Annotated in this window: 13 protein-coding genes; 10 read left to right on the top strand and 3 right to left on the bottom strand. The window is 74.0% G+C overall.

Going from position 1 to position 14,562, the window contains the following annotated elements; genetic code table 11:
* Window positions 1-56: 56 nt before the first annotated feature.
* The 6 genes from ribH (at window position 57) to SCWH03_RS22885 (ending at window position 4,958) form a co-directional block, all read left to right on the top strand.
* On the top strand, window positions 57-542 hold the full coding sequence (ribH, locus tag SCWH03_RS22910) for a 6,7-dimethyl-8-ribityllumazine synthase (RefSeq protein ID WP_173266190.1): 486 nt from the start codon (window positions 57-59) through the stop codon (window positions 540-542).
* Between the two features lie 33 nt (window positions 543-575).
* A complete protein-coding gene (locus tag SCWH03_RS22905; RefSeq protein WP_173266189.1) occupies window positions 576-848 on the top strand; it encodes a phosphoribosyl-ATP diphosphatase in 273 nt (90 codons plus the stop codon).
* A gap of 98 nt (window positions 849-946) precedes the next feature.
* Complete coding sequence (gene hisG / locus SCWH03_RS22900) at window positions 947-1,795, top strand: ATP phosphoribosyltransferase (RefSeq protein WP_173266188.1); 849 nt, start codon at window positions 947-949, stop codon at window positions 1,793-1,795.
* 25 nt (window positions 1,796-1,820) lie between these two features.
* Window positions 1,821-2,273 (top strand): PH domain-containing protein, encoded by a 453-nt coding sequence (locus SCWH03_RS22895; protein ID WP_173266187.1) that lies wholly within the window; start codon window positions 1,821-1,823, stop codon window positions 2,271-2,273.
* Between the two features lie 187 nt (window positions 2,274-2,460).
* A complete protein-coding gene (locus SCWH03_RS22890) occupies window positions 2,461-3,804 on the top strand; it encodes a hemolysin family protein (protein ID WP_173266186.1) in 1,344 nt (447 codons plus the stop codon).
* Entirely contained in the window at window positions 3,801-4,958 is a 1,158-nt protein-coding gene (locus SCWH03_RS22885) for a hemolysin family protein (protein WP_173266185.1), read from the top strand. Before SCWH03_RS22890 ends, SCWH03_RS22885 begins: the two co-directional genes overlap by 4 nt.
* Before the next feature lie 198 nt (window positions 4,959-5,156).
* Here SCWH03_RS22885 and SCWH03_RS22880 read toward each other — a convergent pair whose 3' ends face one another.
* The gene (locus SCWH03_RS22880) at window positions 5,157-7,088 is read right to left on the bottom strand and encodes an AAA family ATPase (RefSeq protein ID WP_173266184.1); all 1,932 of its coding nucleotides are present in this window, start codon (window positions 7,086-7,088) and stop codon (window positions 5,157-5,159) included.
* Window positions 7,089-7,467: 379 nt separating this feature from the next.
* Entirely contained in the window at window positions 7,468-8,094 is a 627-nt protein-coding gene (locus tag SCWH03_RS22875; RefSeq protein ID WP_173266183.1) for a nucleoside/nucleotide kinase family protein, read from the bottom strand.
* A gap of 391 nt (window positions 8,095-8,485) precedes the next feature.
* On the opposite strand from SCWH03_RS22875, the gene SCWH03_RS22870 reads away from it, so the two are divergent.
* Window positions 8,486-9,658 carry an acyl-CoA dehydrogenase family protein gene (locus SCWH03_RS22870; RefSeq protein ID WP_173266182.1) on the top strand — a complete coding sequence of 391 codons (1,173 nt, stop codon included), beginning with the start codon at window positions 8,486-8,488 and terminating at the stop codon, window positions 9,656-9,658.
* Between the two features lie 482 nt (window positions 9,659-10,140).
* Here SCWH03_RS22870 and SCWH03_RS22865 read toward each other — a convergent pair whose 3' ends face one another.
* Entirely contained in the window at window positions 10,141-10,545 is a 405-nt protein-coding gene (locus tag SCWH03_RS22865; protein ID WP_173266181.1) for a hypothetical protein, read from the bottom strand.
* A 204-nt stretch (window positions 10,546-10,749) separates the two neighbouring features.
* On the opposite strand from SCWH03_RS22865, the gene SCWH03_RS22860 reads away from it, so the two are divergent.
* The 3 genes from SCWH03_RS22860 (at window position 10,750) to SCWH03_RS22850 (ending at window position 14,114) form a co-directional block, all read left to right on the top strand.
* The gene (locus SCWH03_RS22860; protein ID WP_173266180.1) at window positions 10,750-11,190 is read left to right on the top strand and encodes an Lrp/AsnC family transcriptional regulator; all 441 of its coding nucleotides are present in this window, start codon (window positions 10,750-10,752) and stop codon (window positions 11,188-11,190) included.
* A 9-nt stretch (window positions 11,191-11,199) separates the two neighbouring features.
* Window positions 11,200-12,822 (top strand): amidohydrolase, encoded by a 1,623-nt coding sequence (locus tag SCWH03_RS22855; RefSeq protein WP_173266179.1) that lies wholly within the window; start codon window positions 11,200-11,202, stop codon window positions 12,820-12,822.
* A gap of 509 nt (window positions 12,823-13,331) precedes the next feature.
* Window positions 13,332-14,114, top strand: coding sequence for a polyprenol monophosphomannose synthase (locus SCWH03_RS22850; protein WP_173266178.1), 783 nt, complete (start codon window positions 13,332-13,334; stop codon window positions 14,112-14,114).
* Window positions 14,115-14,562: the final 448 nt, after the last annotated feature.

Here is a 14,562-nt window from a genome sequence, read left to right as displayed (position 1 = left end):
GCGACCGGCCGGCGCACACCTGCGGCGACCAGCAGCAACCAGGAACGAGGAGACACGTGAGCGGCAAGGGCGCACCCGAACTGTCCGTACGCAACTGCGGAGACCTCCGCGTGGCCGTCATCGCGGCCCAGTGGCACGAGAAGATCATGGACGGACTCGTCGACGGCTCCCTGCGCGCCCTGCACGAGCTGGGCATCGACGAGCCGACCCTGCTGCGGGTCCCCGGCAGCTTCGAGCTCCCCGTCGTCGCCAAGGTGCTGGCGGGGCGCGGCTACGACGCCATCGTGGCACTCGGCGTCGTCATCCGGGGCGGCACACCCCACTTCGACTATGTGTGCCAGGGCGTCACCCAGGGCCTGACCCGGGTCTCCGTCGACACCGGCGTCCCCGTCGGCTTCGGCGTACTCACCTGCGACACCGAGGAGCAGGCGCTGGACCGGGCCGGCCTGGAGGGTTCGAGCGAGGACAAGGGGCACGAGGCGGTCACCGCCGCCGTGGCCACCGCGGCGACGCTGCGTTCGGTATCCGAACCCTGGCGCTGAGGAGTGCCCGCTTCCGCGTAGGGTGGGACCACCATGTCCAAGAAGACGTTCGAGGAGCTCTTCGCCGAGCTCCAGCACAAGGCCGCCAACGGCGACCCCGCGACCTCCCGCACCGCCGAGCTGGTCGGCGAGGGCGTCCATGCCATCGGCAAGAAGATCGTCGAGGAGGCGGCCGAAGTGTGGATGGCCGCCGAGTACGAGGGCGGGGAAGCCGCCGCCGAGGAGATCTCGCAGCTGCTGTACCACGTCCAGGTGATGATGGTCGCACGAGGGATCAGCCTCGACGACGTCTACGCCCATCTCTGAGCACACTCGTCCCGCAGAACCCGCAGAACCCGCAGAACCCGCAGAACCCGCAGAACCAACCCACGCAAGCACCCACGCACCCGAAGGAAGCCCGTCTCATGCTGCGCATCGCCGTCCCCAACAAGGGTTCACTCTCCGGACCTGCGGGGGAGATGCTCCATGAGGCGGGCTATCTCCAGCGCAAGGACTCCAAGGAGCTCGTGCTCGTCGACCCCGAGAACGAGGTCGAGTTCTTCTACCTGCGTCCCCGCGATATCGCCGTCTACGTCAGCTCGGGCCGCCTCGACATCGGCATCACCGGACGGGACCTGCTCCTCGACTCCGGGGCCAGCGCCGAGGAGATCCTCCAGCTCGGCTTCGCCCGCTCCACCTTCCGCTACGCCACCAAGCCCGGCACGGCCTCCGGCGTCGAGGACTTCGGCGGGCTGACGGTCGCCACCTCGTACGAGGGCATCGTCGCCAAGCATCTCGCCGACAAGGGCATCGACGCCTCCGTCGTCCACCTGGACGGGGCCGTCGAGACCGCGATCGAGCTGGGCGTCGCCCAGGTCATCGCCGATGTGGTGCAGACGGGAACCAGTCTGCGCAACGCCGGTCTCTCCGTCGTCGGCGAGCCGATCATCACCTCCGAGGCCGTCGTCATCCGCCGGACCGGCGCCGATCGGGACGACCCCGGGGTGCAGCGGTTCCTCCGCCGCCTCCAGGGCGTCCTGGTCGCCCGCTCCTACGTGATGATGGACTACGACTGCCGGGTCGAGCACCTGGAGCAGGCCGCCGCCCTCACCCCGGGCCTGGAGTCCCCGACCGTCTCCCCCCTCCACCACGAGGGATGGGTCGCCGTCCGGGCGATGGTCCCGGCCGTCGAGGCGCAGCGGATCATGGACGACCTCTACCACCTCGGCGCCCGCGCGATCCTGACGACGGCGATCCACGCCTGCCGCCTCTGAGGACCGGACGGCACGGAGCGTGTACATGGACCAGCAGGAACCGCCCGCCCTCCCGGTGACCTTCAGGCCCACCCGCACCCGGGCGGTCCTGCTGTCGGTCGGGACGGCGATGTTCGCGGTGATCACCGCCGTCGCCGTCGCGCTGGAGCGGCTCAGCCCGGCGGAGCGGGCCAGCTTCGTCCTCACCGCGGTGCTGTTCTTCGCGGTGCTGGCGCTGCTCAGCCGCCCCAAGGTCGTCGCCGACGAACGAGGCGTCACGGTCGTCAACCTGACCCGGACGCGGCGGCTGGAGTGGGCGGAGATCGTTCGCGTGAACCTCCGTCCGGGTGACCCCTGGGTGTTCCTCGATCTGAGTGACGGCACCAGCCTTCCGGCTCTCGGGATCCAGCCGGGAATCGCCCGCCACCAAGCCCTCCGCGACGCCCGCGCCCTGCGCCTGCTCGCCGAATCACGAGGCACCGGCACGGGCGACCGCTGAGTCCCCTGCCCCTCGGGGCGAACTCGTGATTACTCTTGCCCCCGGAGGCGCCGGGCGCGCCTCCGCCTCACCCCGATGGGCCGGCCACGGCCCGTGAGGCACCCCAGCGACCCGAGGAGTGACCCTCTCCGGCAATGGACGGATCGTCCGGTAGTACCTGCGCCGCCCCCTCCCCGGAGGCGGCGGCATGATCATCCCGCTACTGCTGCTGCTCGCGGCATTCCTGCTCATCCTCGCCAACGGATTCTTCGTGGCCGCCGAGTTCGGCCTGGTCACCGTGGAACGCGCGGACGCGGAGCGCGCGGCCGCCGGGGGCGACCGCCGTGCCGGGGCCGTCGTCCGGGCCCTTCGCGAGCTGTCGTTCCAGCTCTCCGGCACCCAGCTCGGCATCACCCTCACCTCCCTCGTCGTCGGTATGCTGGCCGAGCCCGCCCTCGCCCGGCTGCTCGGCGGGCCGCTCACCGCCGCGGGGATTCCCGGCGCGGCCGTCCCGGGCGTCGCCGTCGTGATCGGCATGCTGCTCGCGTCCTCCGTCCAGATGGTGGTCGGTGAACTCGTCCCGAAGAACTGGGCCGTGTCGAGGCCGCTGCAGGTAGCCCGGTTCGTGGCCGGCCCGCAGTACCGCTTCTCGGCGGTGTTCCGGCCCGTGATCGCCCTCCTCAACGCCGTGGCCAACCATCTCGTACGCGCGTTCGGTGTGGAGCCCGCCGAGGAGCTGGCCTCCGCCCGAACCCCCGGCGAACTGGTCTCCCTGGCCCGCCACTCGGCGCGGGCCGGTGCCCTGGAGGAGGACACGGCGGATCTGTTCGTCAGGACCCTGTCGCTCGGCGGGCTCACCACCCAGCATGTGATGACCCCCCGGGTGAAGATGAGCGCCCTGCACTCCGACGCGACCGCGGCGGACGTCCTCAACCTCACCCGCGGCACCGGTCTCTCCCGGTTCCCGGTCTACCGGGACCGCATCGACGAGATCGTCGGAATGGTCTATCTGAAGAACGCGCTCGCCGTGCCGGCCCATGAGCGGCCGCGTACCCCGGTCGGCCGTATCGCCGTGCCCCCGCTGCTGGTCCCCGGGACCCTGCCGGTACGGCGGCTGCTCCGGCACCTGCGCAGCGAGCAGCCGATCGCCGTCGTCGTCGACGAGTACGGAGGTACCGCCGGGGTCGTCACCCTGGAGGACATCGTCGAGGAGATCGTCGGCGAGGTCCTCGACGAGCACGACGCCGAGGCCGACGGCAGGCCCGAGCTGGCCCCGGCGCCGCCCGAGGACGGCAGGCCGGCCTGGGAGGCGGACGGCAGCTGCCGCGTCCTCACCCTGCGGCGGATAGGCCTGGACGTACCCGACGGCCCGTACGAGACCGTCGCCGGCCTCGTCGCCGACCTGCTCGGCCGGATCCCGGCGCCCGGCGACCGCGCGGAGCTGCCGGGCTGGCGGCTCTCGGTCCGCCGGGTCGACCGCTACCGCGCCGAACGGGTCAGGCTGGTCCGAACGGCGGGTGCCTCCCCGGCTGTGGCGGAGGCCGTCCGGTGAGCCTCCTCCACCTGCTGTTCGCACTGCTCCTGGTACTCGCCAACGGCTTCTTCGTCGGCGCGGAGTTCGCGCTCGTGTCGGTACGCCGCAGCCAGGTGGAGCCGCTCGCCGCCCAGGGCTCTTCCCGGGCCCGGCAGGTCCTGCACGGGTTGGAGAACCTGCCGCAGATGATGGCCGCCGCCCAGTTCGGCATCACCGTCTGCTCGCTGACCCTGGGAGCCGTCGCCGAACCGACCGTGGCGCGACTGCTGGAGCCGGTGTTCCACGCCCTGCGCCTGCCCGAGGGGCTGGTCCACCCGCTCGGTTATGTGATCGCCCTGGCCGCCGTCGTCTTCCTCCACCTCGTGGTCGGCGAGATGCTGCCGAAGAACCTGGCGATGGCCGCCCCGGAGAAGACCGCGCTCTGGCTCAGCCCCGCGCTGGTCGGCTTCGCCCGGCTGTGCCGCCCGGTGACCGTGGCCCTCGGCGCCTGCTCCCGGCTGGTACTCGGGCTCTTCAGGGTCGAACCGAAGGACGAGGTCGAGGCCGTCTTCACCAGCGACCAGCTGGGCCGGCTGGTCGAGGACGCCGGCCAGGCCGGACTCCTCGACGCGGACGAGCAGGAGCGCCTCGAGGACGCCCTCGAGCTGGGCAGCCGCCCCGTGACGGACGTCCTGATCGCGCGCTCCTGCCTGGTCACGGTGCCGCCGTCGGTGACGCCGAGGGAGATCGAGGGGCTGACCGTCCGCACCGGATACTCCCGGTTCCCCGTGCGCGGTGAGGGAGGCGACCGGTTCATGGGCTACCTCCACGTCAAGGACGTGCTGGAACTGGACGACGGCGAGCGGGCCGTGCCGCAGCACATCTGGCGCCCCATGGCCACGCTGAGGCCGGAGCTGCCGCTCGACGACGCGCTCACCGTGATGCGCCGCGCGGCCACCCATCTGGCCCAGGTCGCCGACGCCTCCGGGCGGGTCCTCGGACTGGTGGCCCTCGAGGACGTCCTGGAGAAGCTCGTGGGCGAGGTGCGCGACCCGGCCCACCCTCCGGTGCCGCCGGCCGAGGTGCCCGTACGGGGCCCCTCCCGCACGGCTGCCCACCCGGGCGGTCTGATGACCGATCCGCCGCACCAGCAGGACGTCCGCTCCCAGCAGCCCAGCCCGAGCGGGGTCTGAGGCCGCGCCCGCGCTCCCGGGCACGGGCGGGCCAGGGGGCAGGGCGGGGCGGACGCGGGCAAGGGAACGCGGGTGTGCCCGCGCGCCCCCGCACCGCCCCGCCCCGCGGTGCGGGGCGGGGCCGCTTCCTCCCGGCGGGGCCCGGCTGCGTGGCGGCCGGGCCCGCTGCGGTCCGCGGCCTCCACGCGCCCGCGGGGCTCACGGGCCGCCGAAGTCCTGCGGGCCGCGCTCCCGCGGGCCCCGGCCCGACAGCACCTCGCCGTACGCCTGCATCAGATCGGGCAGCCGGAGCGTCGCCAGGTCCTCCCGCGTCGGCGTGCCCGGCCACCCCGAGAGCCGCAGGTCCCGGTAGGCGCAGCTCTTCTCGTAGAGCGTGCGCAGAAAGCGGCCGTTGCCCAGCTCGTCGATCCAGCCCTGGTCCACCACATGGCCGCTGATCGACCGCAGCTCGTCCAGCGCCTCGCCGTCCCATCCGTCGCCGTTCGCCGCCGCCAGCACCTCGCCGATCGCGGTCAGCTCCAGCGGCCGGTACGAGGGGAAGTCGACCCGGGTGGTGAACCGCGAGGACAGCCCCGGGTTGGTGGCGAGCAGCCGGTCCATGCCCTCCGGATAGCCGGCGAGGATGACCACCAGATGGTCCCGGTTGTCCTCCGCCCGCTTCAGCAGCACCTGCAGGGCCTCGTCGCCGTAGGCGTCGCCCTTGCTGTAGCCGCTGTTGGAGAGCGCGTACGCCTCGTCCACGAACAGCACACCGCCGAGTGCCGAGTCGATCAGCTCGTTGGCCTTCACCGCGGTCTGCCCCAGGAACTCCCCGACCAGATCGGAGCGCTGCGCCTCGACCAGATGGTCGCCGCCCAGCAGGCCGAGGGCGTAGAAGACCCGGCCGAGGATGCGGGCCACGGTCGTCTTGCCCGTGCCGGAGGGGCCGGAGAAGACGAAGTGCCGCTTCGGGGGATGGACGGGCAGGCCCTCCCCGGCCCGCAGCCTGGCCATGTTCAGCTGCGCGGAGAGCGCCTTCACCTGCCGCTTCACCGGCTCCAGGCCCACCATCCGCTCCAGCTCCGCGAGCGCTTCGGCGAGCAGCACGGGATCGGTGGGCCCGGACGGGAACCGGGGCGCCGTGCGGGAAGGGCTTCCGGCCTTCTCGCGCGCCCGGTCGGGCGGGCCGGCCGCGGCCGGCGCCGGCGCCCCGAACGGCGGCTGGGGCTCGCCGGCGTAGCGCGGTTCGGGGACGAGGGGAGGGTCCCCTTCCGACGGCGTGGTCTCCGCCGCTTCCTGGCCCGCGCCCGCTCCCGCGCCCGCCAGCGAGACCGCGGCCAGCCCCGCGGCCTCGTCCGTGCCGTCGATGCCGTCGATGCCGTCGACGTATTCGTAGTCGTCGATCGCGGCGAGCCGCGCCGAGGTGTCCATGAACGCGGGATCCACCCGGTGCACGGCCCGGTACAGCGGCAGGGCGGCCGCGCTGCGGCCGGTGCCCTCATGGGCCCGGGCCAGCCAGTAGCGCAGTTCCTTGCGCTGGGGCTGCTCGCTGCGGCAGCGCATCAGCGCGGCGGCCAGCATCGGCTCCGCCTGCCCGTACATCTCCAGCCGCACCCGGGCCATACCGGCGAACAGGCCGGCCTCGATACCGAGCAGCGGATCGTCGACGAGCGGCCCGGTGTGCCGCACCAGCTGATCCCAGTCCTTGACCAGATAGGCCCGGCACGCGTGCAGAAACCTGACCTGCGGATCGGCGTCGACCGGCGGCAGCCCGGCCAGCGCCTGGTCCAGCTCCGGCACATGACGGCCGTCGAGCCAGTGCGAGGCGTGCGCGAGCAGGAGGTCGCGCGGGCTCTCCAGTACGGGCTGCACCCACCAGCCGAGCCAGTACCAGGAGTTCAGCGTGCGGCGGTGCCGGGACCGCTGCTCGCCGAAGCGCTCCCGGCTCCGGTGCATCCGCAGCAGCGCGGTAGTGGTGTCCGCACGCAGGGCGTGCAGGCCGAGCCAGCCGTCGGCCATCCCCGGGTCGATCCGCACCGCGGTCCTGAACTCCTCCTCCGCCTGCGGGTAGGCCCCCATGGTGTAGGCGTCCACGCCGCGCACCCAGGCGAGGTCGGCCGGGGCGGGTGAGCCCTGCGTGCCGATGTCCATCCGGTCCCCCACCTGCCTGCCCCCGTGCTGTCCCCCGGGCGGATGCCCGGCGGAGCGTGCCGAACCACCGTGTGGTGGACGGGAATTGACCGCACCGGAGTGCATGGTACCCGGGCGCGGGGCGGCTGATTAAGGGCGCGTGGGCAGGGGGCGGCCGGTGACCCTCGGTGAGCGCGGGGTGTCGAGACGGTGCCGCGAAGGGGCCGGGAGTAGGCGCCGGGGCAGAACGAAGCCCCCGGTCACGGGGGAACAACCGGGGGCTTCGCGTCCTGGCGGCTCCGAGGAGCCGCACAGTGAGAACGTAGGACCTGTAAGGGCCCTGGGTCAAGCAGAGTTGGCGCACCCGGCAGCCGGGATCCCCGACCGCCCGGTATGCCCCTCAGACCTGGTCACGTTGCGTGAGGAAGGGGCTCGCCCCTGCGGTCGCGCCGGGCCCCGGCAGCCACTCGTACCCCTCGGGTGACTCGCGTATCAGAGTGTCGGCGAAAGGCCGCGAGGGATCGCCCGCGAAGTGCCGGGTCTCGGCCGCCGTCCAGGCGTCCCAGAATCCTGCGAGCTCCGGCCCGTCGCGGCGCCGGCCCCGCGACCACGACCCCTGAGGGTCCCGCTCCATCCACAGCAGCCCCGCCAGATGGGGCCGCAGCGCGCGGCGGCCCGCGCCCACGCCCTCGAGGAGGACGAGCGGCGCGGGCGGCAGGCTGAGCGGAGGGCCGAGGCGGCCAAGTTCCCAGTCGTACGGCCGGTAGACCGCGCTGTCGCCCCGGGACCAGGGGCCGATCACCTGCTGGAGCAGGCGGCCGGTCCAGGAGAAGAGCTCGTCGTGGGTCGCGAGGTCGTCGAGGCGGAGCACCGGCGCCCCGCCGGCGGCCCCGGCGAGCAGGCCGGCGAAGGTGCTCTTGCCGGAGCCCGCGTGGCCGTCCACGGCGACCAGCCGGACCGGACCGCAGGACGGCGGCAGCGCGCGCAGTCCGGTGGCGGCGCGCTCCGGTGGCGGGAGGCGGCTCATGGGGCTCACCCTAACGGGGAGGCGGGCCGGGCCCTCGGGCCGTCGCGGGCCGTGCCGCCGGCAGAGGCCGGTGCCCGTGGCGCCGAAGCGCCGCGCGGCGGAGGTGCGGAAGGTCCAAGGCCGGGGACAGCCGCCCCGGCGACGCGCGCCCCCCCCCGGACGGCCCGTCGGCCCCCGCAGGCCCCGTGGTGCGCCCGGAGCGGCTGAGGGGCGCGGCTTCGGCCCGTGACGGACGCCGCCCGATGGGGCATACTCAACCCGCTACACAGCCGCTGGTCAGCCACTTCCGTGATCCGGGAGGGCAGCATCGGCATACCAGTGACGTCCGGCGGCGCCGCTCAACCCTTGGCGTGCGGCCGCCGCAGCGCCCGACAGGGAGGAGAGCGCCGCCATGCCCGACCGCGCCCCGCAGCCGGTGGACCGCACACTGCCCACCGAGGAGGCCAGGGATCTGATCGCGCTGGTCCGAGAGATCGTCCAGCGGGAGATCGCTCCACGCGCGGCCGAGGAGGAGGAAGCGGGCCGCTTCCCGCGCGAGTTGTTCTCCCTGCTCTCCGAATCGGGACTGCTCGGTCTCCCCTACGGCTCCGAGTACGGCGGGGGCGACCAGCCCTACGAGGTCTATCTGCAGGTCCTCGAGGAACTGGCCGGCGCCCGCCTCACCGTGGGCCTCGGCGTCAGTGTCCACTCCCTCGCCTGCCACGCGCTGGCCGGCTACGGGACCGAGGAGCAGCGCGCCGAGCACCTGGGCGCGATGCTCGGCGGGGGCCTGCTCGGCGCGTACTGCCTCTCCGAGCCGTCCTCCGGCTCGGACGCGGCCTCCCTGCGCACCAGGGCCGAGCGCGAGGGCGACGGCTGGGTCGTCACCGGGACCAAGGCATGGATCACCCACGGCGGGGTCGCCGACTTCTACACCGTGCTCGCCCGGACCGGGGGCGAGGGCGCCCGCGGTATCTCGGCGTTCCTGGTGCCGGGTGACGCGGAGGGACTGAGCGCGGCCGCGCCCGAGAAGAAGATGGGTATGAAGGGTTCGCCCACCGCGCAGCTTCACTTCGACGGTGTGCGCGTTCCCGAGTCCCGCCGGATCGGCGACGAGGGGCAGGGCTTCGCGATCGCGCTCTCCGCCCTCGACTCGGGGCGCCTCGGCATCGCCGCCTGTGCGATCGGCGTGGCCCAGGCCGCGCTCGACGAGTCCCTGTCCTATGCCGGCGGCAGACGGCAGTTCGGCCGCCCCATCGCCGACTTCCAGGGCCTGCGCTTCATGCTGGCCGACATGGCCACGAAGGTGGAGGCGGGCCGTGCGCTCTACCTCGCCGCCGCGCGGCTGCGCGACCGGGGCCTGCCGTTCTCGAAGGAGGCGGCGATGGCCAAACTGTTCTGCACCGACACGGCGATGCAGGTGGCGACGGACGCCGTGCAGATCCTCGGCGGCTACGGCTATACCTCGGACTTCCCCGTGGAGCGGCTGATGCGCGAGGCGAAGGTGCTGCAGATCGTCGAGGGCACCAACCAGATCCAGCGGATGGTCATCGCCCGTCACCTGGCCGGGCCCGAGTCCCGCTGACCCAGCCGGTGCTGCCGGCCCACGCAGGCGCCGCCGTGAGCCGGTTGAACTCGTGGTCGCGACGGCCCGGCAGGGTCCGTCCCGCACGGGCCCAACGGCCCAGCAGATCACGGGGGATCGGCGGATCCGGCGGATGCGCCGGATGCGGAACCGGCACCTTCCGACGTGATGTCATCAGCCGGCGGCGGCCCGGGCCGCCCTGGGGGCGCTGCGCGGTCATCCCCGTCCCAACGGCGCCCGGCCGCGCGGAGTCACCCCGCCGCCGCTCGCGCATCGCACCGGTTCGCCCTGTCACCGCGGGGCGCGGGCGCACGGTGCGTCGGCGGTGGCGTGTCCCGGACCCTTGCCGGCTGCGCACGGGTGCGCCGGGGGTCCCGCAGACCCGGGGCCCGCCCGCGGGCGACGGCCCGGCCGGGGCCGGTCCCGCACCGCGGCGGCGTTGCCGCCGCGGTATGCGGGATCCCGTTGAGAGGGCCGAGGGCTCAGGCGGCCCGCCGCATCGGGGGTACCTTCAGGGGGCGTGAGCCCGGGCCGCCGACGTGCGAGAAGGGCTGCGTCCGCCAGTCCAGGCCCTGGGGGAGCGTCAACAGCAGTGCGGTGTCCTGCTCCTGCACCTCGAGCGTGTCGTCGGCCGGGCGGGCGTCCGCCGCGGCCCGGCCCGTCCCCGCGCAGACCGCGAGCACGAACGGGTTCCACGGTGTCGGGCACAGCGCGTGCTCGGGGAGCGCGTGCTCGTCCGCGAGCAGCGCGATCGGCTGTGCGCAGTCCGGGCAGACGACCCGGTACATCTCGAAGGTGCTGGAGGAGTCGAACTCGTCGTCCTCGTCAGGAGCGACGGAATCGGCGAACTCCGGTTCGTGGCGTGCGGTGCGCTTCACACTCTGCATGGCGAATCTCCCCCTCGGATGGGCCGACCAGGCACCTGCGGCCTCGACCACACCAAGCACTTCCCGCCCGCCCCACCGGGTAACCGCGCGGCTCCACCGGACAGGGCCCCATGGCTGTGGCGTTCGTCACATGCTTGGCGCGGGTGCCTCGGCAAGGGGCGCTCGGCTGTGCCGGAGGGGTCCGAGGGCAATAGGTTGACCTGCATGGAGGAGCTGGATCGTCGGATCGTCGAGTTGCTCGTCAGGGACGGGCGCATGAGCTACACCGATCTGGGCAGGGCCACGGGCCTGTCCACCTCGGCGGTGCACCAGCGGGTGCGCCGCCTCGAGCAGCGGGGTGTCATCCGGGGGTACGCGGCCGTCGTCGACCCCGAGGAGGTCGGCCTGCCCCTCACCGCGTTCATCTCGGTGAAACCCTTCGACCCGAGCGCCCCCGACGACATCGCCCAGCGGCTGGCGGGCGTGCCCGAGATCGAGGCATGCCACAGCGTCGCCGGCGACGAGAACTACATCCTGAAGGTCCGCGTCGGGACCCCGCTGGAGCTCGAGGAACTGCTCGGCCAGATCCGCTCGCTGGCCGGCGTCTCCACCCGCACGACCGTGGTGCTCTCCACCCCGTACGAGGCACGGCCACCGCGAATCTAGGCTGTCCTCATGAGCGAGAGAGCGACCCCGGTCGAACACCGCACCCTGCTGCTGCGCGGCGGGGAGGTCCACAGCCCCGCCGACCCCTTCGCCACCGCGATGGTCGTCGAGCGCGGGCACGTCGCCTGGGTGGGTTCCGAGGGCGCAGCGGACGCCTTCGCCCCGGGCGTGGACGAGGTGGTCGACCTCGAAGGCGCCCTGGTCACCCCGGCCTTCGTGGACGCGCACGTCCACACCACCGCGACGGGTCTCGCACTCACCGGACTCGACCTCTCCACCGCCGCCTCGCTCGCCGAGGCGGCGGAGCGCATCCGGGCGTACGCCCGGGCGCGGCCCGCCGACCGCATCCTCATCGGACACGGCTGGGACGCCGCGCGCTGGCCCGAGCAGCGTCCGCTCGGCAGGGCGGAACTGGACGGGCTCACCGGAGGCCGCCCGCTCTACCTCACCCGGATCGATGTCCACTCCGCCCTGGTCACCACCGCGATGCTCGACCTCGTGCCCGCGGTCCGCGACATGACCGGCTTCCGCGACGGCGAGCCGCTCAGCGGCGCGGCGCACCACGCCGTGCGCTCCGTCGCGCACTCCTCGGTCTCGCCCGGGCAGCGGACCGAGGCCCAGCGGGCCGCACTGCGGCACGCCGCTTCGCTCGGCATCGGCACCGTCCACGAGTGCGGCGGGCCCGACATCTCCTCCGAGGACGACTTCACCGGGCTGCTCAGGACGGCGGCGGACGAACCGGGGCCCCGGGTCGTGGGGTACTGGGCCGGCACGGACGTGGAGCAGGCCCGCGCCCTCGGAGCCGCCGGCGCGGCCGGAGACCTCTTCGCCGACGGCTCGCTGGGCTCGCACACCGCCTGCCTGAACGAGCCCTACGCCGACGCCGCGCACGCCGGTGCCGCCCGTCTCGACGCGGCCGCCGTGGCCGCGCATGTCACCGCGTGCACCGAGGCCGGGCTCCAGGCCGGCTTCCACGCCATCGGCGACCACGCGATCGGCAACGTCGTCTCGGGCATGGAGGCCGCCGCCAGTGCCCTCGGCACGGCCCGGATCCGCGCAGCCCGCCACCGGGTCGAGCACGCCGAGATGCTCACCCCGGAAACCGTCGCCGCGTTCGCCGCGTTCGGCCTGACCGCTTCGGTGCAGCCCGCGTTCGACGCGGCCTGGGGCGGTGACACCGGGATGTACGCCCAGCGCCTGGGCATCGAGCGGGCCCGCACCCTCAATCCGTACGCCGCCCTGCTGCGCGCCGGTGTCCCGCTCGCCTTCGGCTCGGACAGCCCGGTCACCCCGGTGGACCCGTGGGGCACGGTCAGGGCCGCCGCCTTCCACCGCACCCCCGAGCACCGGATCTCCGTGCGCGCCGCCTTCACCGCGCACACCCGGGGCGGCTGGCGTGCCGTCGGCCGCGACGACGGGGGCGCGCTGGTGCCCGGCGCGCCCGCGGACTACGCGGTCTGGCGCACCGGCGACCTCGTGGTCCAGGCACCGGACGACCGGGTCGCCCGATGGTCCACCGACCCCCGCTCGGGCACCCCCGGCCTGCCCGATCTCACTCCGGGAAACCCCCTTCCCGAGTGCCTGCGGACCGTGGTCCGCGGGCGAACGGTCTATGTGCGGCCGGGCGGGTGACATCGGCACGGGATGCGCCGGCGTGCGCCGCAGCGGAGGTTCCCCCACTACCTGCGGATCTTCTTCGCCCTTCGGTGGAACCGGCCAATCGCCGCAGATCTCGGAACTGTTGACAGACGGCGCCCGTCGGCCGGTAGGTTCGGCCGGGTCCACCGAAGGACCACCGACCGGTCGGCCGCCACGCAGTCGTCGAACGCCGCTGGGCCAGGGGGCGGGGCGCCGCACCGGCCCCGCCGCTGGGAGCCAGGTCCAGTGCCCGCGCCTCGGGGCGAGGGACGGCCGCAGCCGGCCGGGGTCCCCTTCTGCTCCGACGGAGCCCGGGGGAGGGTGCGACCAGGGTGGGGCCCGGCGTTCAGTAGACAACGGCTCTCGGCCGACCCGCAGCCAGCGGATCCCGGGCCGGCCCGAAGGACGCCGGGCCCGACCCTCAGGCCCCGAACCGTACCGTCGTCGTTCTGCCCGCGGTGCTCGCTATGGTGGGTCTCCGCGTACGGACGTAAAGGGGCAGCATGAACGACGGCGGTCAGCGGCGATACGGCCCGCTCGGCAGAGCCTTGGTGATCATTCCGACCTACGACGAGGCGGAGAACATCGAGCCGATCGTCTCCCGGGTGCGTGCCGCCGTACCGGAGGCCGACATCCTGGTCGCCGACGACAACAGCCCCGACGGGACGGGGAAGATCGCCGACGGGCTCTCGGCGGGGGACGGACAGGTCCACGTCCTGCACCGCAAGGGCAAGGAGGGGCTCGGCGCCGCCTACCTCGCGGGCTTCCGCTGGGGCATCGACCACGGTTACGGCGTCCTGGTCGAGATGGACGCCGACGGATCCCACCAGCCCGAGGAGCTGCCCAGGCTCCTCACCGCGCTCAAGGGCGCCGACCTCGTCCTCGGCTCCCGGTGGGTGCCCGGCGGGCGGGTCGTGAACTGGCCCAAGTCCCGTGAGTTCCTCTCGCGCGGCGGCAGCACCTACTCGCGACTGCTGCTCGGGGTGCCGATCCGCGATGTCACGGGCGGGTTCCGCGCCTTCCGCAAGGAGACCCTCGAAGGGCTGGGGTTGGACGGTGTGGCCTCGCAGGGCTACTGCTTCCAGGTAGACCTCGCCCGGCGGGCCGTGGAGGCCGGATTCCACGTGGTGGAGGTGCCGATCACCTTCGTGGAGCGCGAGCTGGGCGACTCGAAGATGAGCCGCGACATCGTCGTGGAGGCCCTGTGGCGGGTCACGGCCTGGGGAGTCGGCGCCCGGGCGGGCAAGGTCATCGGACGCAGGCCGCCTGACGCAGGCCGCCCGTAGCGGGTGCGTGCCCGCATCGGAGCGGGCGCCGCCGCCCGGTGTCCACGGGGCACCGGCGCCATGCGTGCGCCCGGAGGCCGGGCACCGGGGCGGGCGGGTACTCCGTGGCCGAGGCGCGACCGGATCCCGGGGGTGCGGTGGGGCGGTGCCGACGCCCGGGCCGTGCGGCGAGGCCGTCCCCGCCCGGCCGGTGCCCCGGCGCATGCGCCGATCCGGTCGGCGCCCCGTGCCCGCATCGGAGCGGGGACCGCCGCCCGGTGTCCACGGGGCACCGGCGCCATGCGTGCGCCCGGAGGCCGGGCACCGGGGCGGGCGGGTACCCCGTGGCCGAGGCGCGACCGGATCCCGGGGGTGCGGTGGGGCGGTGCCGACGCCCGGGCCGTGCGGCGAGGCCGTCCCCGCCCGGCCGGTGCCCCGGCGCATGCGCCGATCCGGTCGGCGCCCCGTG

The sequence above is a fragment of the Streptomyces pacificus genome (assembly GCF_011766325.1).
In the GTDB taxonomy this organism is placed as follows: Bacteria; Actinomycetota; Actinomycetes; order Streptomycetales; family Streptomycetaceae; genus Streptomyces; species Streptomyces pacificus.
This window is presented reverse-complemented; position numbering and strand designations above follow the sequence as displayed.

Excerpts from the sequence above, each read along its gene's own strand:
- SCWH03_RS22905 (WP_173266189.1), top strand. The coding sequence starts at position 576 with ATGTCCAAGAAGACGTTCGAGGAGCTCTTCGCCGAGCTCCAGCACAAG.
- hisG (WP_173266188.1), top strand. The coding sequence starts at position 947 with ATGCTGCGCATCGCCGTCCCCAACAAGGGTTCACTCTCCGGACCTGCG.
- SCWH03_RS22895 (WP_173266187.1), top strand. The coding sequence starts at position 1,821 with ATGGACCAGCAGGAACCGCCCGCCCTCCCGGTGACCTTCAGGCCCACC.
- SCWH03_RS22890 (WP_173266186.1), top strand. The coding sequence starts at position 2,461 with ATGATCATCCCGCTACTGCTGCTGCTCGCGGCATTCCTGCTCATCCTC.
- SCWH03_RS22880 (WP_173266184.1), bottom strand. The coding sequence starts at position 7,088 with ATGGACATCGGCACGCAGGGCTCACCCGCCCCGGCCGACCTCGCCTGG.
- SCWH03_RS22875 (WP_173266183.1), bottom strand. The coding sequence starts at position 8,094 with ATGAGCCGCCTCCCGCCACCGGAGCGCGCCGCCACCGGACTGCGCGCG.
- SCWH03_RS22870 (WP_173266182.1), top strand. The coding sequence starts at position 8,486 with ATGCCCGACCGCGCCCCGCAGCCGGTGGACCGCACACTGCCCACCGAG.
- SCWH03_RS22865 (WP_173266181.1), bottom strand. The coding sequence starts at position 10,545 with ATGCAGAGTGTGAAGCGCACCGCACGCCACGAACCGGAGTTCGCCGAT.
- SCWH03_RS22860 (WP_173266180.1), top strand. The coding sequence starts at position 10,750 with ATGGAGGAGCTGGATCGTCGGATCGTCGAGTTGCTCGTCAGGGACGGG.
- SCWH03_RS22855 (WP_173266179.1), top strand. The coding sequence starts at position 11,200 with ATGAGCGAGAGAGCGACCCCGGTCGAACACCGCACCCTGCTGCTGCGC.
- SCWH03_RS22850 (WP_173266178.1), top strand. The coding sequence starts at position 13,332 with ATGAACGACGGCGGTCAGCGGCGATACGGCCCGCTCGGCAGAGCCTTG.